Annotated in this window: 18 protein-coding genes; 16 read left to right on the forward strand and 2 right to left on the reverse strand. The window is 34.9% G+C overall.

The features are described from left to right. Positions 1-368 precede the first annotated feature (368 nt). The 3 genes from HX049_RS04005 (at position 369) to HX049_RS04015 (ending at position 5,869) form a co-directional block, all read left to right on the forward strand. A complete protein-coding gene (locus tag HX049_RS04005; protein ID WP_286414256.1) occupies positions 369-3,467 on the forward strand; it encodes a SusC/RagA family TonB-linked outer membrane protein in 3,099 nt (1,032 codons plus the stop codon). Between the two features lie 14 nt (positions 3,468-3,481). Then, positions 3,482-5,008, forward strand: coding sequence for a RagB/SusD family nutrient uptake outer membrane protein (locus HX049_RS04010; RefSeq protein ID WP_286414258.1), 1,527 nt, complete (start codon positions 3,482-3,484; stop codon positions 5,006-5,008). Between the two features lie 204 nt (positions 5,009-5,212). Next, the gene (locus tag HX049_RS04015; RefSeq protein ID WP_286414260.1) at positions 5,213-5,869 is read left to right on the forward strand and encodes a response regulator transcription factor; all 657 of its coding nucleotides are present in this window, start codon (positions 5,213-5,215) and stop codon (positions 5,867-5,869) included. Positions 5,870-5,911: 42 nt separating this feature from the next. Here HX049_RS04015 and yihA read toward each other — a convergent pair whose 3' ends face one another. Together yihA and HX049_RS04025 are read right to left on the reverse strand one after the other, a co-directional pair. Beyond that, the gene (yihA, locus tag HX049_RS04020; RefSeq protein ID WP_286414261.1) at positions 5,912-6,532 is read right to left on the reverse strand and encodes a ribosome biogenesis GTP-binding protein YihA/YsxC; all 621 of its coding nucleotides are present in this window, start codon (positions 6,530-6,532) and stop codon (positions 5,912-5,914) included. A gap of 1 nt (position 6,533) precedes the next feature. Then, positions 6,534-7,301 (reverse strand): alpha/beta fold hydrolase, encoded by a 768-nt coding sequence (locus HX049_RS04025; protein ID WP_006262250.1) that lies wholly within the window; start codon positions 7,299-7,301, stop codon positions 6,534-6,536. Between the two features lie 354 nt (positions 7,302-7,655). Here HX049_RS04025 and mraZ point away from each other — a divergent pair, with 354 nt between their 5' ends. The 13 genes from mraZ to ftsZ are packed head-to-tail and all read left to right on the forward strand — an operon-like array spanning position 7,656 to position 23,357. Further along, the gene (gene mraZ, locus HX049_RS04030; RefSeq protein ID WP_006259692.1) at positions 7,656-8,111 is read left to right on the forward strand and encodes a division/cell wall cluster transcriptional repressor MraZ; all 456 of its coding nucleotides are present in this window, start codon (positions 7,656-7,658) and stop codon (positions 8,109-8,111) included. After that, complete coding sequence (gene rsmH, locus HX049_RS04035; RefSeq protein WP_286414262.1) at positions 8,104-9,015, forward strand: 16S rRNA (cytosine(1402)-N(4))-methyltransferase RsmH; 912 nt, start codon at positions 8,104-8,106, stop codon at positions 9,013-9,015. Before mraZ ends, rsmH begins: the two co-directional genes overlap by 8 nt. After that, on the forward strand, positions 9,012-9,371 hold the full coding sequence (locus HX049_RS04040; protein ID WP_041894423.1) for an FtsL-like putative cell division protein: 360 nt from the start codon (positions 9,012-9,014) through the stop codon (positions 9,369-9,371). The genes rsmH and HX049_RS04040 overlap by 4 nt, the downstream gene beginning before the upstream one ends. Then, entirely contained in the window at positions 9,362-11,365 is a 2,004-nt protein-coding gene (locus tag HX049_RS04045) for a penicillin-binding protein (protein WP_286414265.1), read from the forward strand. Before HX049_RS04040 ends, HX049_RS04045 begins: the two co-directional genes overlap by 10 nt. Next, positions 11,362-12,819: a UDP-N-acetylmuramoyl-L-alanyl-D-glutamate--2,6-diaminopimelate ligase gene (locus tag HX049_RS04050; RefSeq protein ID WP_286414267.1), complete on the forward strand. Its 1,458-nt coding sequence runs from the start codon at positions 11,362-11,364 to the stop codon at positions 12,817-12,819. Before HX049_RS04045 ends, HX049_RS04050 begins: the two co-directional genes overlap by 4 nt. 19 nt (positions 12,820-12,838) lie before the next feature. After that, the gene (mraY, locus tag HX049_RS04055; protein WP_225581474.1) at positions 12,839-14,050 is read left to right on the forward strand and encodes a phospho-N-acetylmuramoyl-pentapeptide-transferase; all 1,212 of its coding nucleotides are present in this window, start codon (positions 12,839-12,841) and stop codon (positions 14,048-14,050) included. A gap of 1 nt (position 14,051) precedes the next feature. Further along, a complete protein-coding gene (gene murD / locus HX049_RS04060) occupies positions 14,052-15,383 on the forward strand; it encodes a UDP-N-acetylmuramoyl-L-alanine--D-glutamate ligase (protein ID WP_286414269.1) in 1,332 nt (443 codons plus the stop codon). Between the two features lie 7 nt (positions 15,384-15,390). Continuing rightward, positions 15,391-16,629 carry an FtsW/RodA/SpoVE family cell cycle protein gene (locus tag HX049_RS04065; RefSeq protein ID WP_286414270.1) on the forward strand — a complete coding sequence of 413 codons (1,239 nt, stop codon included), beginning with the start codon at positions 15,391-15,393 and terminating at the stop codon, positions 16,627-16,629. 23 nt (positions 16,630-16,652) lie between these two features. Then, positions 16,653-17,747 carry an undecaprenyldiphospho-muramoylpentapeptide beta-N-acetylglucosaminyltransferase gene (gene murG / locus HX049_RS04070; protein WP_225581477.1) on the forward strand — a complete coding sequence of 365 codons (1,095 nt, stop codon included), beginning with the start codon at positions 16,653-16,655 and terminating at the stop codon, positions 17,745-17,747. Positions 17,748-17,749: 2 nt separating this feature from the next. Next, complete coding sequence (murC, locus tag HX049_RS04075; RefSeq protein ID WP_286414271.1) at positions 17,750-19,093, forward strand: UDP-N-acetylmuramate--L-alanine ligase; 1,344 nt, start codon at positions 17,750-17,752, stop codon at positions 19,091-19,093. 18 nt (positions 19,094-19,111) lie between these two features. Next, positions 19,112-19,849 (forward strand): cell division protein FtsQ/DivIB, encoded by a 738-nt coding sequence (locus HX049_RS04080; protein WP_286414272.1) that lies wholly within the window; start codon positions 19,112-19,114, stop codon positions 19,847-19,849. Between the two features lie 9 nt (positions 19,850-19,858). Further along, positions 19,859-21,286 carry a cell division protein FtsA gene (gene ftsA / locus HX049_RS04085; RefSeq protein ID WP_286414274.1) on the forward strand — a complete coding sequence of 476 codons (1,428 nt, stop codon included), beginning with the start codon at positions 19,859-19,861 and terminating at the stop codon, positions 21,284-21,286. 13 nt (positions 21,287-21,299) lie between these two features. Continuing rightward, positions 21,300-23,357, forward strand: coding sequence for a cell division protein FtsZ (gene ftsZ / locus HX049_RS04090; RefSeq protein ID WP_286414276.1), 2,058 nt, complete (start codon positions 21,300-21,302; stop codon positions 23,355-23,357). The last annotated feature ends 73 nt before the right edge of the window (positions 23,358-23,430 follow it).

Below are 23,430 nucleotides of genomic sequence, written 5' to 3' on the forward strand. Positions count from 1 at the left end.
AAATACCTTTGTATTACAAAAGTAGGGAGTGCTATATCCTTAATCTGTTGTGTATAATTATTGTTTGTTTTGTAAGAAAATAATTACATATAAGGGTTTCCCTACTTTGCTTTTTTCACTGATAAGAAAAAATTATATAACCTAAATATTATGCAATCAATTCAACAAAAGCGAGAACTTGACACTCGTACTTTTAGATTTACTGATTTCTTTTCTTCTAGCTCATCTTCTATGATGTGCATGTGTTGCTGCCTATAGTTTATTCTTTTTAGGTCAGCTCATGGTGGCTGTACCGATACTACATTTCAATATTTCTAGACATAATGAATCAGTCTTTCAAAGATAGTTCATTTTAAACTAATTGTTTTATGCAAAAAATTTACGCAATCTTATTTGTGTTTGTTAGTGTTTTAAACTTACAGGCGCAAGAAAAACTTGTGACAGGATCTGTTACAGATATAAGTGGAGCATTACCAGGTGTGAGTGTTCTGATTCAGGGAAGTGATGAAGGAACAATGACAGACTTAGATGGTAATTACTCTATAAAAGTTAATAATGGACAGGTATTAGTCTTTTCATTTATAGGGTATACCACAAAGAATATTACATATAAAGGACAGGAAGTTCTGAATGTGAAGCTTGCAGACGAAGCAAGCGAATTGGGAGAAGTATTAATTACAGTGCCTTATGGTACTGCTAATAAGAAGACATATACTGGGTCAGTAGGTTTAGTGCAAGCTAAAGATATAGAAAAGGCGCAAGTAAGTGATGTGTCTAAAGCATTAGAAGGTACTGTAGCGGGACTTCAGTCTTTCTCAGCTAGTGGGCAGCCAGGGTCTAATGCAACAATTAGAATCCGTGGTATTGGATCTATGAATGCAGATAGTGATCCATTATTCGTAGTTGATGGTGTGCCTTTTGAAGGAGGGTTAAACTCTATTTCTCCTACAGATATTGAATCTATATCAGTGTTAAAAGATGCTACTGCTGCAACCTTATATGGATCTCGTGCAGCTAATGGGGTAATTATGATTACAACTAAGCAAGGTGGTAAAGAAACAAAACCTCAGATAGAAATCAGTGCAAAGCATGGTTTTTCTGATAGAGCACGTAGTGATTATAAACAATTGAGTACTAATCAGTACATGGAATTGCAGTGGGAAGCTATTCGTAATGGACAGATGGACGCTGCAAAAATGAATGCTACTGAAGCTGCTGCTTATGCAACAAATAACTTGATTGGTTCTGTTGGAATCAATCCTTATGGAACAGGTAACCCATTTCCAGTAGGTACAGATGGTAAGTTATTACCAGGGTTAAAACCTTTGTGGAATGACGACTGGAATGATGCATTGAGTCAAAATGCGAGATTTACTGATATAAACTTACGTGTCAGTGGAGGAGGTAAGAATACACGATACTATGTTTCTGGGGGATATTTAAACGATCAAGGATACGTATTAGAATCAGGTTTTAAACGTTTTAATATGCGTTCTAATATCGTGATAGATGCTAAGGATTGGTTAGAAATAGGGATGAATGTCGCTGCGTCTCATTCTATACAAGACTACCCAAAACAGGATGATAGTGCGATTAATAATGTAATTGGTTTTGCAAGAGGATTGCCTTCTTTTTATCCTATTTATCAACGTGATTTGGCCACGGGAGAATACCTAAGAGATGCAAATACAGGAGGGCTTATATATGATTATGGGAATTATAGAACTACATCTTATAGAAATTACAACTTAGTAGAAACTCTTCCATTAGATAAGAGTGAAATAAAAAGAGATGTAGCGAGTATTAGAACATACGGACAGGTTAAGTTTTTAGATAACTTAAAATTAAAGACATCTTTAAGTGTTGATTATAATAGTATGTATGACCATAGTGTGTCAAACCCTGATAAAGGGGCTTCTGCTAATTATGGAGGAAGTATTAGCCGTAGAAATACAAGAACAATTAATATGACGTTTAATAATGTTTTAAACTACAATATTGATTTAGATGATAAGAACGCTTTAGCTGTAATGGCAGGGCAAGAGTATTACCAGTATGATTCTAACTATTTTGGAGGTACTAGAGAACAGATTGCGATGATGGGATTCGAGGAGCCTGATGCTGCGTCTAGATTGATAGATTTTTATGGAAAGGCTGATAAATATAGTATGTTGAGTTTCTTCGGGAGTGTAAACTATTCTTATGATAAGAAATATTATTTATCAGGATCTTATAGAGCAGACGGATCGTCTCGTTTTAAATCATCTAATAAATGGGGAGGTTTCTGGTCATTTGGTGCTTCATGGAGAATTATAGATGAAGACTTTATGAGTGAGTATAGAGATACTTGGTTAAACAACTTATTGTTAAAAGCAAGTTATGGGGCACAAGGAAATGATAAGGTAGGATTTTATGCTTATCAAGGGTTGTATGCTATACGTAATAACTTAGGAGAATCTGGATTAGTTAGCTCTAGAATGGAAACGCCTAACTTATCGTGGGAAACGAACTTAAACTTAAATATTGGATTAGATTTTGGTTTGTTTGATAATCGTCTGACAGGTTCAGTAGAGTACTTTGAAAGAAGATCAAAAGATTTATTATTTAGTCAACAGTTGGCTCCATCTATTGGATTTGCTAGCAAAGATGTAAATATTGGAGGAATTAAAAACTATGGATGGGAATTTACTTTAGATGGTATTCCTATTCAAACAGAGGATTGGAGATGGCGTGTAGGATTAAACTTGACTACATATAAAAATAAAATTACTTCATTGCCTAGTTCTGAAATCAATAAAGGAAACCAGATATGGAAAGTAGGAGGATCTATTTATGATTTCTATTTGCCTGAGTGGGCTGGTGTAAATCCAGAGAATGGTAATGCACAATGGTATATTCAGAACGAGGATGGTAGTCGTACAGTGACAGAGAACTACAGTAGTGTAAGTGGTAATAAAAACAAAGTATATAAAGGAACTTCGTTACCCGATGTATCTGGAGGTTTCTCTACAGAGTTATCTTATAAATCATGGCAACTGTCTGCCAACTTTACTTATAATATAGGAGGTAAGATCTATAATGGGGATAAGATAGGTATGTATAGACATGCAGGTAATGGAAATACATGGAGTGCGGATATGATGGGAAGATGGACTCCTGAGAATCCTAATACTGATATAGCTAGATTAACAACTAATCCTGCTAATAGCTGGACAAATACTTCAGATCGTTTCTTGGTAGATCGTTCTTACTTAAAATTAAAGAACCTTACACTAGCTTATAACGTACCACAAGAATGGTTAAGAAAAATTAATTTATCATCTGCTTCTATCTATTTCCAAGCAGAGAATTTATTTACATGGACAAAAGAACAAGGTTTTGATCCAGAGCAAACATTCAATGGAACTACTTATTATAGATATCCAGCGATGAAGACATTGTCTTTAGGATTAAATATTAAATTATAAAGAATTAAGAAATCATGAAAAAAACAATTTTTAAATATATAGCGTTTAGTGTTCTATTTTCTATTGGAATGACTTCTTGTTCTTTAGATACTGAACCTACAGATGCAGTGGTGAATGAGAATGTTTTTACCACAGTAGAAGGTAATGACAAGGTATTGATTGGTACATGGGCTAACTTGATGGATTCATATAGCACTTATGCTAATCCAGGATATGGAGCGTTTTTAAGAACAAACGATGCTATGGGGAATGATGTAGTGGTGAATAATATGTATGGATTTAGTAGTCATTACGCCTTCACAGCTCTTTATAATCGTGGTGGGACGAATTCCTTTAGTTGGAATCTTACGTATAAGACGATTGATAATGCCAATAACGTAATTGATAAGGTATTTGCTTCAGAAGGTACTGTAAATGAAAAACAGCGTGTACGAGGTCAAGCGTTGGCGTTGAGAGGATTTATGTATTTACACTTAGCTTCTAGTTATGCATTAGCCATAGATGTAAACCCTAATGCTTTAGTAGGTCCTATTTATTTGACTGCGACTACGCCTAGTACAGTTCCTGCATCTGCAGCTACAGTGACAGAAGTGTATAAACAAGCAATTTCGGATTTAGAAGAAGCTTTGTCTTTAATACCTGATACTTATAAGAGAAATCTTAAGTATAAATTTGATAAGACAGTAGTACAAGGATTATTGGCACGTGCTTATTTGTATACTCAGAATTGGGAGAAGGCTAATTTTTATGTAGAGGCAGTTTTGAGTAAGTATGGCCAATTGATGTCTGAGGAAGATTATAAGAGTGGTTTTAATGATTCTAGTAATGTAGAGTGGATATGGGGGCATCAACAGACATCTGAACAAAGTGGAGCTTCTTATCAGTTTAATTATTTAGATGTAACATCAAAAGAGAGTTATTATTTCAGTTTTAATGCGGATCCTTATTTTAAAGAATTATTTGATGACGGGGATTATAGAAAAAGTATGATTTACTGGGCTCCAGATCCTTCTAATACTTCTCCAAAAACGAGAGATGTAGCTTATATGCGTTACGCTAAGTTTAAGTTTAAAGCTGGTCGTATAGCAGATATTGTATTAATGCGCTCTTCAGAGATGTATCTAATAAGTGCAGAAGCAAAAGCTAGATTAGGACGTGCTGATGCTGTTAATGCTTTGAATGTTTTAAAAGCAGCAAGAGGTGCTAAAGAAGTGAATGGATTAAGTGGACAAGAACTTCTTAATGAAATCTGGATAGAGAGAAGAAAAGAGTTGTTTGGTGAAGGATTTTCACGAGTGGATATTGTGCGTAACAAGTTGTCTGTAGAAAGAAAGCTATATCCTCAAGATAAATTGATTCCTTATACTTATGAGGTAATGGATAATCAAGGTAAAATAAGTCAAGTAACTGTAGATTTATTACCACAAGGACATAGAATCATTAGTTTTTCTGATAAGTCTTCTTTTGTTCCTAATAGTGTGAATTATTTATTTAGAATTCCAGAAGTAGAAGAGATAGAAAATGGAAACCTTTATAAATAAGGAAAAAATAAAAAGAATTAGTTAGCGTTTATTCATATAAAAAGGTTGCTCTTGATAATAGTATTAAGAGTAACCTTTTTGATATAAGGCTATTTAGGGATATGTTAGTACTAGAAAAAGTTATGTATTTTTGTAGTAGAATATTAATAAAAATACTCTGTTCTAGTAATAGGTTAGAGAAAGTGTTAACTTAAGGAGATAAGGATGTTAAATATAGGGGTAGTAGAAAGTCAAGAAATAACGCGTTACGCCTTGCAGGGGCTTATTAGAGAGATTTGCTCAGGAGAGGTAAGTATTGCTGAGATTGATGATTTGACAGGTTTAAAAAGCTATCTTTTGAAATATCCTAATGCGGTTATCATTGTAGATCCTTTTAGTAAGTGTCTGGAGAAGCAAACGGAGTTGTTGCTATTGTTGCGAGAACAAAATGAGAAGTCACAGTGGTTGTTATTTTTTAGTGAACTAAACGAGCAATGGCTAAAACAGTTTTTGTCTAATCGAATCTCTGCTTTTAATATTGTTTTCCAAAATGATAAACTAGAACATATCAAAGAGGGGATCTATAAGACTATTTCTAAGGAGACTTATCTGGCACCTTGGATAGTGAAGAAGTTGGAAGAGCATCAAGATAGTATTCTGAAAGTAGAGCAGGTACTTACTAATGCTGAGCGTGAGATACTAAAAGAAATAGCTTCTGGAAAAATGACTAAGGAGATAGCTGCAGACAGAAATATTAGTGCTCATACAGTGATAACACATCGCAAGAATATATTTAAAAAACTTGGTGTTAGCAATGTGTATGATGCAACGCGATATGCTATTAGAGCAGGTATTATTACTGTAAATGAGTATTATATCTAATGATAGAGATAAAAAAAACTGCTATTAAGCAGTTTTTTTGTTTTATATAAAGTTTTGATTTTTAAACATCTCAACGTTTATTTCTTCGATATAGTTTAAGACTTCGTCTCTACCTGTTTTGTCTTCTGATGAGGTAACAAAGCACGGCGGCATCTCTTCCCAGTTATCAGCTAACATTTTCTTTCTGTAATCAGCAATAAGGCTAGCTACTTTTTGTTTACCTACTTTATCGGCTTTGGTAAAGATGATAGAGAAAGGAACTTCGGCTTGTCCTAAATATTGCATGAATTCTAAGTCAATCTTCTGAGCCTCATGTCTGATATCTACTAATACAAAAGCACTTACTAATTGTTGTCTATTCTCGAAGTAATCTGTGATGAACTTCTGGAATACAGCTTTAGTCTTTTTAGATACTTTTGCGTACCCATAACCTGGTAAGTCAACTAAATACCAATTAGAATTAATTTTAAAGTGGTTGATTAGTTGTGTTTTCCCTGGTCTAGAAGAGGTTTTGGCTAAGTATTTCTGATTAGTAAGCATATTGATCAGAGAAGACTTACCTACATTAGATCTACCGATGAATGCGTATTCAGGGATAGGTTCATTAGGACACTTCTTAGCGTCAGAGTTACTAACAACAAATTCAGCTGTATTTATTTTCATTTTATTTGATATTTCTTTTGATAAACCACGCGTTTAGTAATTCGTTGAATTGATCTGGGTGTTCCATCATAGCAGCGTGTCCACACTCATCGATCCAATATAAGTCAGAATCTGGAAGTAATTCGTTGAATTCTACAGCTACTTCAGGAGGAGTTACTTTGTCATTCTTTCCCCAGATTAAACACGTAGGTACTTTTATTTTTGGCAAATCTTTAGACATATTGTGTCGTATCGCACTTTTGGCGATAGTAATAGTCTTGATTACTTTCATTCGATCATTAACTGTAGCAAAGACTTCATCTACGATTTCTTTAGTTGCTATTTCTGGATGATAAAATACATCTTCAGCTTTCTTTTTGATGTATTCGTAGTCTCCACGTTTAGGGTAACTGTCTCCCATAGCACTTTCGTATAAGCCAGAGCTTCCTGTTAATATCATCGCTTGAAGATATTCAGGATACATTTTTGAAAAGTACAAAGCGATATGTCCTCCTAGAGAATTCCCTAGCAAGATCACTTTTTTATAACCTCTTCTATCTATAAAATCTTTTACAAATTTTGCGAAAGCCTTTACGTTCGTTTTTAAAATACTGTTCGTGTAAAGTGGAAGTTCTGGAAGAACTACTTTGTAACCTTCATTTGGGAAAAAATTTGTAACACCATCAAAATTGCTCAGACCTCCCATTAATCCGTGTAAGATAACAATTGGTGTACCTTCGCCAATTTCTATAAAACGGAATTTACCATCTTCTTTTAAAGTTCGCTCCATGTAGTTTCTAAATGCGATTTTTAAATTCCCACAAATATACGTTTTTAAATATGAGAAAAATTCTAAAAGGAGTAATAATTTATTGTAAAAGTGTGAATTTGTCCATTTCAGCGCTTCTGGCCTTGTCGTAAATGCTAATTTATTGATGTTGATAAAAGAGTTTTTATGGTCAAAAGCTAGGGTTCGAATTGTGATTTGTATTTTAAAATTAAGGGCTATTAGTCAGCTGATTACCCTATTTACTTGAATTATTTAGTTTAAGACTCAAAACTTATCAACAAAGTGGGAAAAAGTGGTAAATTGTGGTAAAAAATTGACTACATTTGCTAAGATTATATTTATAGGTGTACATTGATGGCAATAATCGGAACATATGAATGCAAAATAGACGCCAAAGGAAGGGTGCTAGTACCTGCTTCTCTGAAGAAGCAGTTGCCTGGTATTGGCGATGGTTTTGTATTAAAACGTTCTGTTTTTGAGAGCTGTTTAGAGTTATGGCCTATGGCGGAATGGGATAAAATGATGAGTAAAATAGGAAAGTTGAATCCTTTTGATAAAAAGAATGATGCTTTTATTCGTCGTTTTATGGCCGGTGTGAAGAATGTTGAAATAGACGATGCAGGACGTCTTTTGATAGCAAAAGACTTGATAGATTTTGCCCAAATAAGCAAGGATCTTGTTTTTTCGTCTAAGGTAAATATAATGGAAATTTGGGATAAGAAATTGTATGAGGCAACGTTAGAGGTGGATGATTTTGATTTCGGAGAGTTGGCTCAGGATGTAATGAGTAATATAAGTTTTGATGAGTAAAGAAGAATACGGTTATCACAGACCTGTTTTGTTGACAGAGAGTATTGATGGATTAATTACTGATCCGAATGGTGTCTATGTAGATGTGACATTCGGAGGAGGAGGACACTCTAGAGAGATACTTAACCGTCTAGGAAGTGAAGGGAAGTTGTTTGCATTTGATCAAGATGAGGATGCATTAGCAAATGCATTAGATGACCCAAGGTTTACTTTGATCAATCAAAACTTTAGATATCTAAAACGTTATTTGCGTTTTCACGGAGTGAAGGAAGTAGATGGGGTTTTAGGAGATTTAGGAGTGTCATCGCATCAGTTCGACGTGCCTGAGAGAGGATTCTCAACTAGATTCGACGGTGAGCTAGATATGAGGATGAATCAGTCCGGAGATATTTCTGCTTTTAACGTAGTGAATGAGTACGAAGAAGCAGATCTTAGAAATATGTTTTATATGTATGGGGAATTAAAAAATGCCGGAGCAATTGCAAATACAATAGTAAAAGCTAGAGTAGACAATCCTATCAAGAATACAGATGAATTAAAAGAGGTGTTGGCTAGATTCTTACCTGCTCATAAGAGTGCTAGGATTTTGGCTCAGATATACCAAGCGATTCGAATAGAAGTGAATCAGGAAATGGATGTGTTAAAAGAAATGTTGGTGCAAAGCCAAGAGGTCTTGAAACCAAAAGGGAGATTGAGTATTATCTCTTATCATTCATTAGAAGATCGTTTAGTGAAACGATTTATGAAAAATGGAATGTTCGAAGGAGAACCTGAAAAAGACTTCTTTGGAAGGTTTGAAGTTCCGATGAAACAGTTAGGGAAGTTGATCTTGCCAACTGATGAAGAAATTGCAATAAATAATAGAGCTCGCTCTGCGAAATTGAGAATTGCCGAGAAAAAATGAAAAATAAAGTAAGTAGTCCAGGAGATATTATCAAAGCGAAGATTCTCGTAAATGAGAATTCGGCTAAGACTTGGGCATTTATTATTTATGTAATCATTTTAAGTTTATTGTTAATTGGTAATACTCAGTCGTATGAGGCGAAAGTATTTAAAATAGCAAAACTAACTCATGAAGTGAAGATGTTGCGTGCAGAGTTTGTTGATACACGATCAGAGTTGATGGAATTAAAGATGGAGTCCACTATCACTAAGAATTTAGAAGAAGATGGAATATTTCCTTCAGAGACACCGGCGACAAAGATCAAAGTAACAAGAGAAGTAGAAAAAGAAAGTTTTTGGGATAAGTTATGGCGCTAAATAATAAGAATATTTATGTGAATATATACCTTATCTCTGCATTAGTTTTACTCTTTGCGGGAGGGATTATCTATAGATTAGTACAGATCCAGGGGATAGAAGGAAAGGAGTTAAGAGCTAAGGCTCAAGATAAAACTAGAGTAAAGATAGAAGAGATTCCTGCTAATAGAGGGAATGTGTATTCGTCAGATGGAAGTCTATTAGCGACTTCTGTACCGGTCTTTGAAATTCGTTTTGATGGTTTGGCACCTAGTGAAAAGGATTTTTATGAGAATGTGAAGCCATTGTCTGATTCTTTAGGAGTGATGTTTAAAAAACCTTCTAGCTATTATGAGAATTTGCTTAGAAAGGCTAGAAAGAATGGAAACAGATATGTATTCATAGCTAAAGATCTTAGTTATACACAATATGTAAGAGTTAAAAGCTTTCCTCTTTTAAAAAGAGGGCCTTATAAAGGAGGGCTTATTTCTCTTCAGAAAACAATTAGGCAACATCCTATAGGCAAGATTGCACAACGTACAATCGGGTATGAAAGAAAGAATGAGGATAACTCTTTCACTCGAGTGGGAATAGAAGGAGCATTTACATCCTATTTAAGTGGAGTAGATGGCCGTAGAAAGATGCAAAGCCTTGGTAAGGATCAATGGAAGCCTATTAATGATGAAAATGAGATAGAACCTATCGATGGACAAGATATCGTATCTACCATTGATGTTTATATACAAGATATTGCTCATCATGCGTTACTAAAACAATTAGAGTATTATAGTGCAGATCATGGATGTGTGGTAGTTATGGAAGTTGGAACAGGAGCTATTAAAGCTATTTCTAATTTAGGACGATCTGAAAGTGGTAATTATTATGAAACAATTAATTATGCTGTAGGGGAGAAACATGAACCAGGATCTACATTTAAGTTAGCATCACTATTGGCTCTTTTAGAAAAGGGAAAAAGTGATACTGCTAGAATATATGATACGAATGATGGTGTTGTAAAGTTTTATAATGCAAGAGTTAGAGATTCTAAATGGGGAGGATATGGAAAGATTTCGCTAGCTAGAGGTATAGAAGTGTCATCAAACACTGTGATTACTCAAGCTGTGAATGAAGGCTTTAAAGATAAGCCTAGTGAGTTCACTAATTATCTATCTACTCTAGGTATGGATAAGGCATTAGACATACCTATTAAAGGAGCTAGTGTACCCTATATACCAAAGCCTGGTAAAAAAGGATGGAGTGGATTAGCGCTACCTTGGATGGCTTTTGGGTATGGGATTTCGATAACACCTTTGCATACTTTGACATTGTATAATGCAGTTGCAAATAATGGAGTGATGGTAAAACCAATGTTTGTATCTGAAGTTAGGGAGTTTAATAAAACAGTGGTGAAGTTTGAACCAGAGGTTTTAAACCCTCAGATTGCTTCTCCAGAAGTTATTAAACAGGTACAAGGAGTATTGACTAATGTGGTTGTAAAAGGAACAGGTAGAAAAGTAGGCTCTCCTAATTTCTCTATGGCAGGTAAAACAGGAACAGCTCAGGTAAATTATGGAAAAGGAAAAGGAAAGGATATGTATTATTCATCTTCTTTTGCTGGATACTTTCCAACAGAGAATCCAAAATATTCATGTATAGTGATTATACATAAACCAGATAGAACGAAGAGTTATTATGGAGCGGATGTGTCTGGGCCAGTATTTAAACGTATAGCACAGAAGATATACACGGATGTGCCTACAACAACAAGTTTAAGCAATATAGATGAAGTGCCGTCTAATGTGAGAACAAGTTACCGAGATTATCATGAAAAAGTAGTGGATAATCTTGAAGTTATGCCTGATGTAAGAGGAATGTACGCAATGGATGCAGTCCCTCTTTTAGAGAATCTAGGTCTGAAAGTAGAAATAAAAGGAATAGGAAAAATAAAGAAACAGTCTGTAATAGCTGGACAAAAAATAATTAAGAATCAAAAAGTAGTATTAGAGCTATCGTGAAAAAGTTAAACGAATTATTATACAAAGCAAAAATGATATCTGTTACAGGAGGTGATTTAGAACTTACTGTAACCAAGATTGCATTTGATTCACGTGAAGTTTCAAAAGGGACTCTATTTGTTGCTATACCTGGTACTGTAGTAGATGGTCATGACTATATCTCACAAGCGATTAAAGATGGTGCTAGTGCTGTTATTTGTGAGAAACTGCCACAGGATATACTAGCGGGAGTTACCTATGTTTTAGTAGAAGATAGTAATAAGGCATTAGCTATAGTTGCTAGTAATTTTTATGACAATCCTTCTTCTAAATTAAAATTGGTTGGAGTAACCGGTACAAATGGTAAAACAACTATAGCTACTCTTTTGTATACATTGTTTAAAAACTTAGGGTACGAGGTAGGTTTGTTGTCTACTGTAGTAATAAAAGTAGGTGATGTAGATTATAATGCTACTCATACTACACCTGATTCGCTTACAATCAATCATTATTTAAATGAGATGGTTGAAGCAGGTTGTGAGTACTGTTTTATGGAAGTTAGTTCGCATGGTATTGTACAGATGCGTACACATAGTCTAGAGTTTGATGGGGGGATATTTACTAACCTAACACACGATCATTTAGATTATCACAAAACATTCGCTGAATATAGAAATGCGAAGAAAGCTTTCTTTGATCAGTTGCCTAAGGGGGCTTTTGCAATAACAAATGTAGATGATAAAAATGGGTTGGTTATGACCCAAAATACAGGTGCAACTATTAAGACATATGGTCTTAAGAACGTAGCTGATTATAAAGCTGAAGTATTAGAAAGTCAGTTCTCAGGGATGTTAATGAAAATTAATCAACGTGAGATTTGGGTTCAATTAATAGGCTTGTTTAATGCTTCTAATCTATTGGCTGTTTATGCAGCAGCTATCCAATTAGGAGTGCGTGAAGAGGATGCTTTATTAGAAGTAAGCAAGTTAACTAGTGTAGCAGGAAGATTCCAATACGTAGTATCTTCTAAAAAGGTAACTGCTATAGTAGATTACGCTCATACACCTGATGCATTAAAGAATGTAATAGAAACAATTAACTCTATTCGTACCTACAATGAGAAACTAATCACTGTAGTAGGATGTGGAGGTAATAGAGATAAAACGAAAAGACCAGAGATGGCACAGATAGCGTCAGAACTGAGTAATAAAGTAATATTCACTTCAGATAATCCACGCTTCGAAGACCCTGTTGTAATCTTAGAAGAAATGGAAAAAGGAGTGGAACCTCAGAATACGATGAAGACTATAGTAGTGGAGGATCGTAAGCAAGCTATCAAATTAGCTTGTCAGCAGGCAGAAGCTGGTGATATTATTTTAATCGCTGGTAAGGGACATGAAACTTATCAGGAGATTAAAGGGGTAAGAAATCATTTTAATGATTTAGAGATTGTAACTGAATTTTTAGAACAATAGAATAAGGGAGATTTAAGGTATGTTATATTATTTATTTGAGTACTTAGATGATTATTTCAAAATTCCTGGGGCGGGGATGTTTCAATACATCACTTTCCGATCAGGTATGGCTATGATATTCTCATTGCTGATTTCGATCATCTACGGTAAGAGAATTATCAAATATCTACGAAAAATGCAGATTGGTGAGACTGTACGTGAGCTTGGATTAGAAGGGCAGAAGGAAAAAGCAGGTACACCAACTATGGGAGGGCTAATCATTATTATAGCAACTCTTATACCAGTTCTATTGTTTGCAAAACTTGACAATACTTACGTTCTGTTACTTTTACTAACAACAGTGTGGATGGGAACTATCGGATTCTTAGATGATTATCTAAAGATGAAGAAAAAAGATAAAGAAGGGCTAAAAGGACGATTTAAAGTAATTGGGCAAGTAGGGCTTGGATTAATCGTTGGAGCGGTACTTTATTTTAGTCCTACAGTGACAGTTAGAGAAATGCCTGCGAATAGAGTTTTAGTTGAAGAAGTAGCTAGTAAATATGATGTGAAATCAACAGCGACAACGATTCCTTTCCTAAAGGATAATGAGTTTGATTATTCTATATTAATCAATTGGTTAGGAGAAGGGGCAGAGAAATACACTTGGTTGATCTTTATACCTGTTGTAATATTTATCGTGACAGCTGTATCTAACGGAGCCAATCTAACAGATGGTATTGATGGATTAGCCGCGGGTACGTCAGCAATCTCAACATTTGTGTTGGGAATTTTTGCGTTTATTTCAGGTAACGTTGTATTATCAACTTATCTTAATGTAATGTATATACCTCATTCAGGTGAGATGACTATTTATATAGCCTCCTTTATGGGTGCATTGATAGGGTTTTTATGGTATAATACTTATCCTGCTCAGGTATTTATGGGAGATACAGGTAGTTTAACTATTGGGGGTATTATAGCAGTATTAGCTATCGCAGTGCGAAAAGAACTAATCATTCCAGTATTATGTGGAATATTTTTAGCAGAGAACTTATCAGTAGTATTACAGGTAGGTTACTTTAAATATACCAAGAAGAGATATGGGGAAGGAAGAAGGATATTCTTAATGTCTCCACTTCATCATCATTTTCAAAAGAAAGGTTATCATGAGAGTAAGATTGTAACTCGCTTTTGGATTATCGGAATATTGTTAGGAATATTCTGTATTGTATCTTTAAAAATAAGATAGTATGAGAGTAGTTGTATTAGGAGCAGGAGAAAGTGGAGTTGGTACAGCTGTATTAGCTATGACCAAAGGATATGATGTATTTGTTTCAGATTTTGGACAGATTGAGGATAAGTACAAGTCTGTTCTAAATGAATTCAATATACGTTGGGAAGAAGGAAAACATACAGAAACAGAAATATTAAGTGGTGATATAATAGTTAAGAGTCCTGGTATTCCAGATAAGGTAGCTATTATTCAAAAAGCATTAGCAAGAGATATTGATGTTATTTCGGAAATTGAATTTGCTTATACTTTTAATACAGAGCCATCTGTCGCTATAACAGGTAGTAATGGAAAAACAACAACGACGATGCTTACCTATCATTTATTGAGTAAGGGTGGATTGAATGTTGGTATAGGAGGAAATATAGGAGATAGCTACGCTAAGCAGGTAGCTGTGAATCCTGAAAAGTGTTATGTGTTAGAATTGAGCAGTTTTCAATTAGATGGCATACGCAAGTTTAGACCTCATATCGCTGTTATTACTAATATTAGCCCAGATCACTTAGATAGATATGATTATAAGTATGAAAATTATATCAATGCTAAGTTTAGAATTACATTGAATCAAACCAAAGAAGATTATTTAATCTATGATGATGATGATGTAGAGATTCAACGTTGGTTAACTAATAATAAAACTGCCGCTAAAAGAGTGCCATTTTCTATTACTAAAAAATTAGAATATGGAGCTTATTTAGAAGGGCAAAATATTGTAGTGGCTATGGACAAGGAAACAGTGGTTTTACCAATTAGCGAATTGGGTGTTGAAGGAAAGCACAATGTTAAGAATGCTATGGCAGCTACTGCTGTGGCACAATTAAAAAGAATAAGAAAGCAAAGTATTAGAGAGAGTTTGTCCGATTTTCAAGGAGCTGAACACCGTTTAGAAAAGGTGATGAAAGTAGAGAATGTTCAGTATATAAATGATTCTAAAGCTACTAATATAAATGCTACCTTTTTTGCGTTAGAGAGTATGAAGACACCGACAGTATGGATTGTTGGAGGTGTAGATAAAGGAAATGATTACGATGAGTTGATGCCTTTAGTTCGTGAGAAAGTAAAAAGTATTATCTGTTTAGGAGTAGACAATAGTAAGATAAAGTCGGCTTATGAACAGGTGGTTGATACATTGATTGAGGTACAAAGTATGGCCGATGCTGTGAAAATGGCACAACGCTTAGCTGAGAGTGGTGATACAGTACTGTTATCACCTGCCTGTGCAAGTTTTGATTTGTTTAAAAATTATGAAGATAGAGGACATCAGTTTAAAGCTGAAGTAAATAATCTATAAGATAAAAATGAAAAAGTTAGTTGCTAATTTATATGGAGATAAACATATATGGACAGTAATATTTTTACTGGCCTTATTTTCGTTTGTACCTGTGTATAGTGCTAGTACTAACTTAGTGTATACGATAGGTACTGGAAAATCGACATTCTCGTATTTATTTAAGCATTTTGCGCATTTGTCTATTGGTTTTGTGCTATTGTATTTAGCGCATAAACTAGAGTATAGGTATTTTAGGCAATTGTCGATTCTTATGATGCCTGTAGCCATCGTGTTACTGTTCTTTACTTTGATTCAAGGCAAGACCATTGGAGGTGCGAATGCTAGTAGGTGGTTAGACTTAGGTGTTATTCAGATACAACCGTCAGCAATAGCTGCCGTAGTTGTACTTGGATATGTAGCTCAGTATCTAGTCAGTATTCAAGATAAAAAAGTTGAGTTTTGGCCTTCAGTATTAGAGTTGTGGTTGCCTGTTATGGTTGTAGTTGGATTAATCTTTCCAGCTAACTTTTCTACAGCAGCTTTGATCTTCTTGATGGTTGGGATACTGGTATTTGTGGGGAAGTATCCTTTTAAATACTTAGCGGCTATTTTCGGTGCAGGAATGTTGTTTGTAACCTTGTTTGTACTGGCAGCAAAAGCTTTGCCTGAAGGAACGATGCCTAACCGTGTAGATACATGGATAAGTCGTATTGATAGATTCGCTAATGCAGATGAAGGAGGAAAAGACCTTTACCAAGTAGATAATGCTAAAATAGCGATTGCGTCTGGTGGACTAATGGGAAAAGGCCCAGGGAAAAGCGTTCAAAAGAACTTTTTACCACAGTCTTCATCGGATTTTATTTATGCGATTATAGTGGAGGAATATGGAATGGTAGGAGGACTATCAGTATTGTTTCTTTATTTGTATTTGTTCTTTAGGTTTTTGATAGCAGCACATAAAGCTCCGACTTTGTTTGGAAAGTTGTTGGTTACGGGATTAGGGTTTTATTTTATATTCCAAGCCTTGATCAATATGGGGGTAGCTGTTTCATTACTACCTACTACTGGACAAACATTACCTCTGATAAGTAGTGGAGGTACATCGATATGGATGACTTGTATTTCATTAGGGGTGATTTTAAGTGTTACCAAAAAAGAACAAGAGATACAAAAGCAGGAAATGGAAAGAATGATAGAGGAAGAAAGAATGCAAGAAGAATTAAGAAAACAAGAAGAATTAAGGCAAAATCAAGAATTAGTAAAATAGATTATTAGCAAAAAACAGTATAAATGAAGCGCGCACCAAGAGTCATATTAAGTGGAGGAGGAACAGGAGGACATATTTATCCTGCTATAGCTATTGCTAATGAGATTAAGGCAAGGTATGCAGATGCTGAAATCTTATTCGTAGGAGCTGAGAATAAGATGGAGATGCAGAAGGTGCCACAAGCTGGTTATAAGATAGAAGGATTGTGGATATCTGGTATTCAACGAAAGTTGACTATAGATAATCTTGCTTTTCCGTTTAAATTGATTAGTAGTTTATGGAAGTCTGGTAAAATAATTAAAAAGTTTAAACCAGATGTAGTGATTGGGACTGGTGGTTTTGCTAGTGGTGCTGTGGTGAAAGTGGCTGCTGGTAAGAATATACCTACATTAATTCAAGAGCAGAATTCTTTTCCTGGTATAACAAATAAGTTATTGGGAAAGAAGGCAAATAAGATATGCGTGGCGTATGATCATTTAGAAAGGTTCTTTCCTGCGTCAAAGATTATAAAGACAGGTAACCCTGTTAGAAATGATTTATTAGATGTCAGTTCTATGAAGGAAGAAGGTATTCGATCTTTTGGATTAGACAGCTCTAAAGACATTCTTTTAGTTTTAGGAGGAAGTCTTGGAGCCAGAAGAATAAACCAATTGATTGAAGAGAATTTAGAAGAAATAAAGAGAAAGAATATACAAGTTATATGGCAATGTGGTAAGTTGTACTATGAGGAGTATAAAAAGTATCAGACAGAAGGGGTATTAGTGACTGCTTTTGTGGAGAAGATGAACTTAGCTTATGCAGCAGCGGATTATGTGATTTCTAGAGCAGGAGCTTCTTCTATTTCTGAATTAGCATTGGTAGGTAAGCCTGTTATGTTTATTCCTTCTCCTAATGTAGCTGAAGACCATCAAACTAAAAATGCGATGAGTATTGTAAGCGAGGAAGGAGCAATATTGCTAAAAGAGGCAGAGCTAGCAGAGCAATTTTTACCAACATTTACTGCATTAGTAGAAGATAGAGAATTGCAGAATAAGTTAGGGGCTAACTTTAGAAGGTTAGCATTACCTAATGCGACAAAAGATATAGTAGATCAAGTAGAAGCTATAATGAATATTTAAGTATGGAATTAAGTAAGATAAAGAGCGTATTTTTTATAGGAATAGGAGGCATAGGTATGAGTGCCTTAGCTCGTTATTTTAAATTTATAGGAAAGAATGTTGCAGGATATGATCGTACTGCGACACAATTAACAGATGAATTAAAAGAAGCTGGAATTGATATCCACTTTGAAGATAATTTAGAGTTAGTAAAGGATGTGTATAAGGATAAGGAAACTACTTTAGTTGTAGTCACTCCTGCGATACCTAGTACACATACAGAATGGAACTATTTTATCGATAATGGTTTTGATATTCGTAAGCGTTCTGAAGTATTAGGTTTGATAACTAAGGATACCTATTGTTTTGCAGTAGCCGGAACACATGGTAAGACTACTACTACAAGTATTCTAGGGCATCTATTATTTCAAGCAGGTGTTGATGTAACAGCATTCGTTGGAGGAGTAGTAGAAAATTATCAGACTAATCTTATAGGAAGTGGTAAAACAGTAACTGTAGTAGAGGCAGATGAATTTGATCGTTCTTTTTTAAGATTGTATCCTGATACAGCTTGTATCACTTCTACTGAGGCGGATCACTTAGATATATTTGGTACTGCAGAAGAAATGTTAGTAGCATTCCAAGACTTTGCAAATAAGATTGAGGATAAGGCTAAATTCTTTAAAACAGAACAAGTAGATTTAAATGGTATTAAAGTTGGTTTTGGAGAGGACTGTATTTATAGAATAGAGAACATATCTGTTGATAATGGATGGTATGTTTTTGATATAATAACGCCTAATGAGAGAATTGAACATGTTCGCTTTGGATTACCAGGTAGACATAACCTATCTAATGCATTAGTAGCCTTTGCTATGGCTTATAATTATGGCATAGATGCAAAGGTATTAGTTGATGGTTTAGGGAGCTTTAAAGGTGTTAGAAGAAGATTCTCTTATAAGATTAGAAGAGATGATCTTATTTATATAGATGATTATGCTCATCACCCGACAGAAATCCTAGCAGTGAGTCAGGCAGTACATGAGTTGTATAGTGATAAGATGGTAGTAGCTGTGTTCCAACCTCATTTATATAGTCGTACAAGAGACTTTATGAGTGAATTTGCTGCAGCATTATCTACTTTTGATCATGTAGTGTTATTAGATATTTATCCTGCGAGAGAGTTGCCGATAGAAGGTGTGACGTCAGCAGCATTGTTAGAGCAAATGACATCAATAGATAAAGTAGTCTTACAAAAAGGGGAGTTATTACCTTATTTAAAGGCCTCTAAGGCTGAATTGGTTCTGACGATAGGAGCCGGTGATTTAGGAGAAATGGTAGAAGATATCAAGAAAGGATTAGAATAATATAGAAAGTTTTAGTACGTGAAAAAGTTGTTTAAGAAAATAAAGTGGTCAGATGTTCGCATATTGCTATTGTGTGGACTGTTACTGTTTTTATATTCTTTTACTAATAAACGTAGTAATGATCGTGAAGTTAAGGAGATCGATGTAGTTTTTAAGGAAAGTGAGGAACACTTTGTAACTAGTAGTGAAATTCGCAATTTGCTTAAAAATAAATTTCCAAAAATTTCCGAGATTAATAGAAGTGTTTTAGATTTGAATAATCTAGAGAAAAACGTGCTAAAAAATGAATTAATCAGAAATGCGGATGTTTATTTGACGATAGATAATAGAATAATCGTAGATATTTGGCAAAAAAGAGCGATTGGAAGAGTGATAGATGGTAGTAATAATTATTATCTTGATGAGTTAGGTAAAAGGATGCCATTATCAAGTAATTTTTCTGATAGAGTTCCTATGGTGCAGGGAAAAGTGGATAAGAGTAATGAAAGAGAAATTAAGGAAATACTTGAGTTAATCAACAAGGATGAGTTCTTAAGAGAAGATGTCACAGGGATAGTTATAGAGCCAAAAGGAACTTTAATGTTGGTTAGTCGCACAAACCGTTTTGACATTTTGTTTGGAGGGTTTGATGAAATGGAAATAAAGTTACAAAACTATAAAGCCTTTGTACAGTATTTGATAAGAGAGAATGTTGAACAAGAGAAATACAAGTATATAAACCTTAAGTTTACCCAACAAGTGGTATGCACGAAATAGAAAAAGAGTATGGAAAAAGAAAATATAGCTGTAGGTTTAGACATTGGGACAACTAAGATTGTCGCAATGATTGGAAAGAAAAACGAATACGGTAAACTAGAAATTTTAGGATTAGGTAAAGCTAAAAGTCTAGGTGTTAAACGAGGTGTTGTTAACAATATCACGCAGACCATTCAATCTATTCAAAACGCTGTTACTGATGCTGAGTCAGCAGCAGGGTATAAGATTAAGAATGTAGTAGTAGGTATAGCTGGACAACATATACGTAGTATTCAACATAGTGATTATATAAGTAGAGATAATCCTGATGAAGTAATAGGAGATAAGGACATTGAGCAATTAATTACTCAAGTTCAGAAGTTGAGTATGCTTCCTGGAGAAGAAATTATACATGTACTTCCACAAGAGTTCAAAATAGATGGAGAGCCTGGTATTAAGGAGCCTATCGGAATGTATGGAAGTCGTTTGGAAGCTGTATTCCATGTAGTAGTAGGTCAAGCTGCATTAATCAAGAATGCAGGGAGATGTATTAAAGATGCAGGTTTAGAGCTTTCAGGTATTACTTTAGAGCCTTTAGCATCAGCTGAAGCTGTTCTAAGTCAAGAAGAAAAAGAAGCTGGTGTAGCACTTATCGATATCGGTGGGGGTACAACAGACTTAGCTATCTTTAAAGATGGTATTATTCGTCATACAGCTGTAGTGCCTTTCGGAGGAAATGTTATTACAGAAGATATTAAAGAAGGATGTTCTATTATAGAACGTCAAGCTGAGATTCTAAAAGTAAAGTTTGGGTCTGCTTGGCCAGGTGAAAATAAAGATAATGAGATTGTTTCTATTCCAGGATTAAGAGGAAAAGAGCCAAAGGAAATATCTTTAAAGAACTTGTCTAAGATTATCCATGCTCGTGTAGAAGAGATTATTCAGTTAGTATTCTCTGAGATTAAGAGCTATGGATATGAAAGCCCACAGAAGAAACTGATAGCTGGAATTGTTTTGACCGGAGGAGGTTCTGAATTAAAACATATTAAGCAGTTAGTAGAATACATTACAGGTATAGATACTCGTATCGGATATCCTAATGAGCATTTAGCAGGTGACTCTAGTTTAGAAATTTCAAGTCCATTATATGCTACTGCTGTAGGATTAGTAATGGAAAGTGAAAGACATCATATAAAAGGAGCGGTGTCATTAGCAGATATTGCTGCTGAAAATAAAGCTCCAGAAGAGGAGGCGTCTGTTGTTAATCGCACAGCGCCTGTGATAGAACAACCAGTTGTGTCACAAGATCCAATAGAAACAGTAAGTCAAGAAAGACCTAAGGTTTCTGAAGAACCAAAAGAGACTGAATTTAGATCGCCAACGGCAGAAAAATTTGAATCAAATTTCTTTGGTACTTTTTTTAGAAAAATAAAAGATTTTATTGAAAAGCAAGAATAAAAAGGCTACGTATATGGAGAATACAGATTTTGGAGGAATAAAGTTTGATTTACCGAAAAACCAATCAAACGTTATCAAAGTAATAGGTGTAGGAGGCGGTGGAAGTAATGCTATTAATCACATGTTCCAACAAGGAATAAAAGGTGTAGATTTTATAGTGTGTAATACTGACTCTCAAGCATTAGAAAATAGTCCAGTTCCAACTAAGATTCAGTTAGGAGTTAACCTTACTGAGGGGTTAGGAGCAGGAGCTAATCCAGAAGTGGGCCAACAGTCTGCTTTAGAAAGTATAGAAGAGATAGAGAAGATGCTAGATACCAACACTAAGATGGTATTTATCACTGCTGGTATGGGTGGTGGTACTGGTACAGGTGCTGCTCCAGTTATCGCTCAGTTGTCTAAAGAACGCGATATCCTTACAGTAGGTATTGTTACTATTCCTTTCCAATTTGAAGGTAAGGTAAGACAAGACCAAGCTTTAAAAGGGGTTGAACGTCTACGTAAACAAGTTGACTCTTTAGTAGTTATCAATAATAATAAGTTACGAGAGGTATATGGTAATTTAGGTTTCAAAGCTGGTTTCTCCAAAGCCGATGAAGTCTTATCTACTGCAGCTCGTGGTATCGCAGAGGTTATTACACATCATTATACTCAGAATATTGACTTAAAGGATGCTAAGACTGTATTATCTGATAGTGGTACTGCTATAATGGGATCTGCTACAGCTTCTGGTGAGACTAGAGCTAAAGATGCTATTGTAGATGCATTAGATTCTCCTCTATTAAATGATAATAAGATTAGCGGTGCTAAGAATGTATTGTTATTAATTGTGTCTGGTGCAAATGAGATTACAATTGATGAGATAGGTGAAATCAACGACCACATCCAGACAGAAGCTGGACATAATGCTAACATTATTATGGGGGTTGGTGAAGATGAGTCTTTAGGAGACGCTATTTCTGTAACAATTATTGCAACAGGTTTCAATATCGAACAACAAAAAAGTATTGTTACAACAGGTGAACCTAATAAGATTATTCACGTATTAGAAGGTGACCAAAAGTTAGAGCATAATTTAATGCAAGCTTCATCTGTAGAGTCTTTCGGTTATTCTTCTCCAGATGAGCCATTATCTAAGGTTACTACTATTATTTCTTCTCCAGAAGAGGCAGTAGAAGAAACAGAAAAAATTACTGTACATCAGTTAGGTGATTTTGAAGATGAAGACCTTGATGAAGGTATCTCTGTAGAGGCAATTAATGAGGATGACGTTCAAGTAAATCAAGTGACAGCAGAAGCTACTGAAAAAGCTAGTGATGCTAATGGATTAGACGTTTTTTTTGAAATCGTAACACCTTCTGAGGAAGTAAAAAAAAATACTAATATTTCAGAAGAGCAAAATTTAGCAAAAACAAAAGATATAAGAGATATAAATGTTGTTGATCCTGAGTTTGTTATTGTAAATGTAGCAAAAAGACCAGAAACACAAGTGTCTCAACAGCCACAAGCAAATGCTCCTATAGTGTATCATTTAGAAGATGATGTGGTAGAAGCAAAAAGCAATATTGCTTATGGTAATGAAGCTAAATCAGTTCAAAATATGACCGCTCCTAAAGAAGAAATCATCATGTTCTCTTTAGAAGATTACACAGATAAAGAAAGTGAGTTAGCATCTGCTAAGCCGGTTAATAAACATCAAGATGCAATAGAGGATGAATTCAGGTTCTCTATTAAGTCTGAAGAATCAACTCCTGCTGTAGAAGCGTCTAATACTGTCGTAGAAGAAGAGCTAGATGAAGTAAATCCTATAGAGATGAGTATAGAGGAATTTACTCTTAAGAGTCGTGCTGCTGAACGTAGAAAAAAGATGAAAGAGTTTAACTATAAGTTTAATAATACGAATAGTCAGTTAACAGAACTAGAGCGTGAGCCAGCTTATAAAAGAAGTGGAGTAGACTTACACGAGTCTGATGAGACAACTAATAAGTCACGCATTACTTTCGGATTAGATAGTAATAACGATGGACAGTTAAGATCTAATAACTCATATTTACACGATAATGTAGACTAAGTTATTATTTAACTAAAGATATAGAGCCCGAAGAACGTTGTTTTTCGGGCTTTTTTATATATTTGCAAAAAAT

It is taken from the genome of Myroides odoratimimus (assembly GCF_030326305.1).
Taxonomy (GTDB): Bacteria; Bacteroidota; Bacteroidia; order Flavobacteriales; family Flavobacteriaceae; genus Flavobacterium; species Flavobacterium odoratimimum_A.

What these genes read in the sequence shown, in the direction of transcription:
- murC (WP_286414271.1), top strand. Translation starts at nt 17,750, where the DNA reads ATGGAATTAAGTAAGATAAAGAGCGTATTTTTTATAGGAATAGGAGGC.
- HX049_RS04010 (WP_286414258.1), top strand. Translation starts at nt 3,482, where the DNA reads ATGAAAAAAACAATTTTTAAATATATAGCGTTTAGTGTTCTATTTTCT.
- HX049_RS04005 (WP_286414256.1), top strand. Translation starts at nt 369, where the DNA reads ATGCAAAAAATTTACGCAATCTTATTTGTGTTTGTTAGTGTTTTAAAC.
- HX049_RS04025 (WP_006262250.1), bottom strand. Translation starts at nt 7,301, where the DNA reads ATGGAGCGAACTTTAAAAGAAGATGGTAAATTCCGTTTTATAGAAATT.
- HX049_RS04040 (WP_041894423.1), top strand. Translation starts at nt 9,012, where the DNA reads ATGAAAAATAAAGTAAGTAGTCCAGGAGATATTATCAAAGCGAAGATT.
- mraZ (WP_006259692.1), top strand. Translation starts at nt 7,656, where the DNA reads ATGGCAATAATCGGAACATATGAATGCAAAATAGACGCCAAAGGAAGG.
- HX049_RS04065 (WP_286414270.1), top strand. Translation starts at nt 15,391, where the DNA reads ATGAAAAAGTTAGTTGCTAATTTATATGGAGATAAACATATATGGACA.
- yihA (WP_286414261.1), bottom strand. Translation starts at nt 6,532, where the DNA reads ATGAAAATAAATACAGCTGAATTTGTTGTTAGTAACTCTGACGCTAAG.
- murG (WP_225581477.1), top strand. Translation starts at nt 16,653, where the DNA reads ATGAAGCGCGCACCAAGAGTCATATTAAGTGGAGGAGGAACAGGAGGA.
- murD (WP_286414269.1), top strand. Translation starts at nt 14,052, where the DNA reads ATGAGAGTAGTTGTATTAGGAGCAGGAGAAAGTGGAGTTGGTACAGCT.
- rsmH (WP_286414262.1), top strand. Translation starts at nt 8,104, where the DNA reads ATGAGTAAAGAAGAATACGGTTATCACAGACCTGTTTTGTTGACAGAG.
- ftsA (WP_286414274.1), top strand. Translation starts at nt 19,859, where the DNA reads ATGGAAAAAGAAAATATAGCTGTAGGTTTAGACATTGGGACAACTAAG.
- mraY (WP_225581474.1), top strand. Translation starts at nt 12,839, where the DNA reads ATGTTATATTATTTATTTGAGTACTTAGATGATTATTTCAAAATTCCT.
- HX049_RS04045 (WP_286414265.1), top strand. Translation starts at nt 9,362, where the DNA reads ATGGCGCTAAATAATAAGAATATTTATGTGAATATATACCTTATCTCT.
- ftsZ (WP_286414276.1), top strand. Translation starts at nt 21,300, where the DNA reads ATGGAGAATACAGATTTTGGAGGAATAAAGTTTGATTTACCGAAAAAC.
- HX049_RS04015 (WP_286414260.1), top strand. Translation starts at nt 5,213, where the DNA reads ATGTTAAATATAGGGGTAGTAGAAAGTCAAGAAATAACGCGTTACGCC.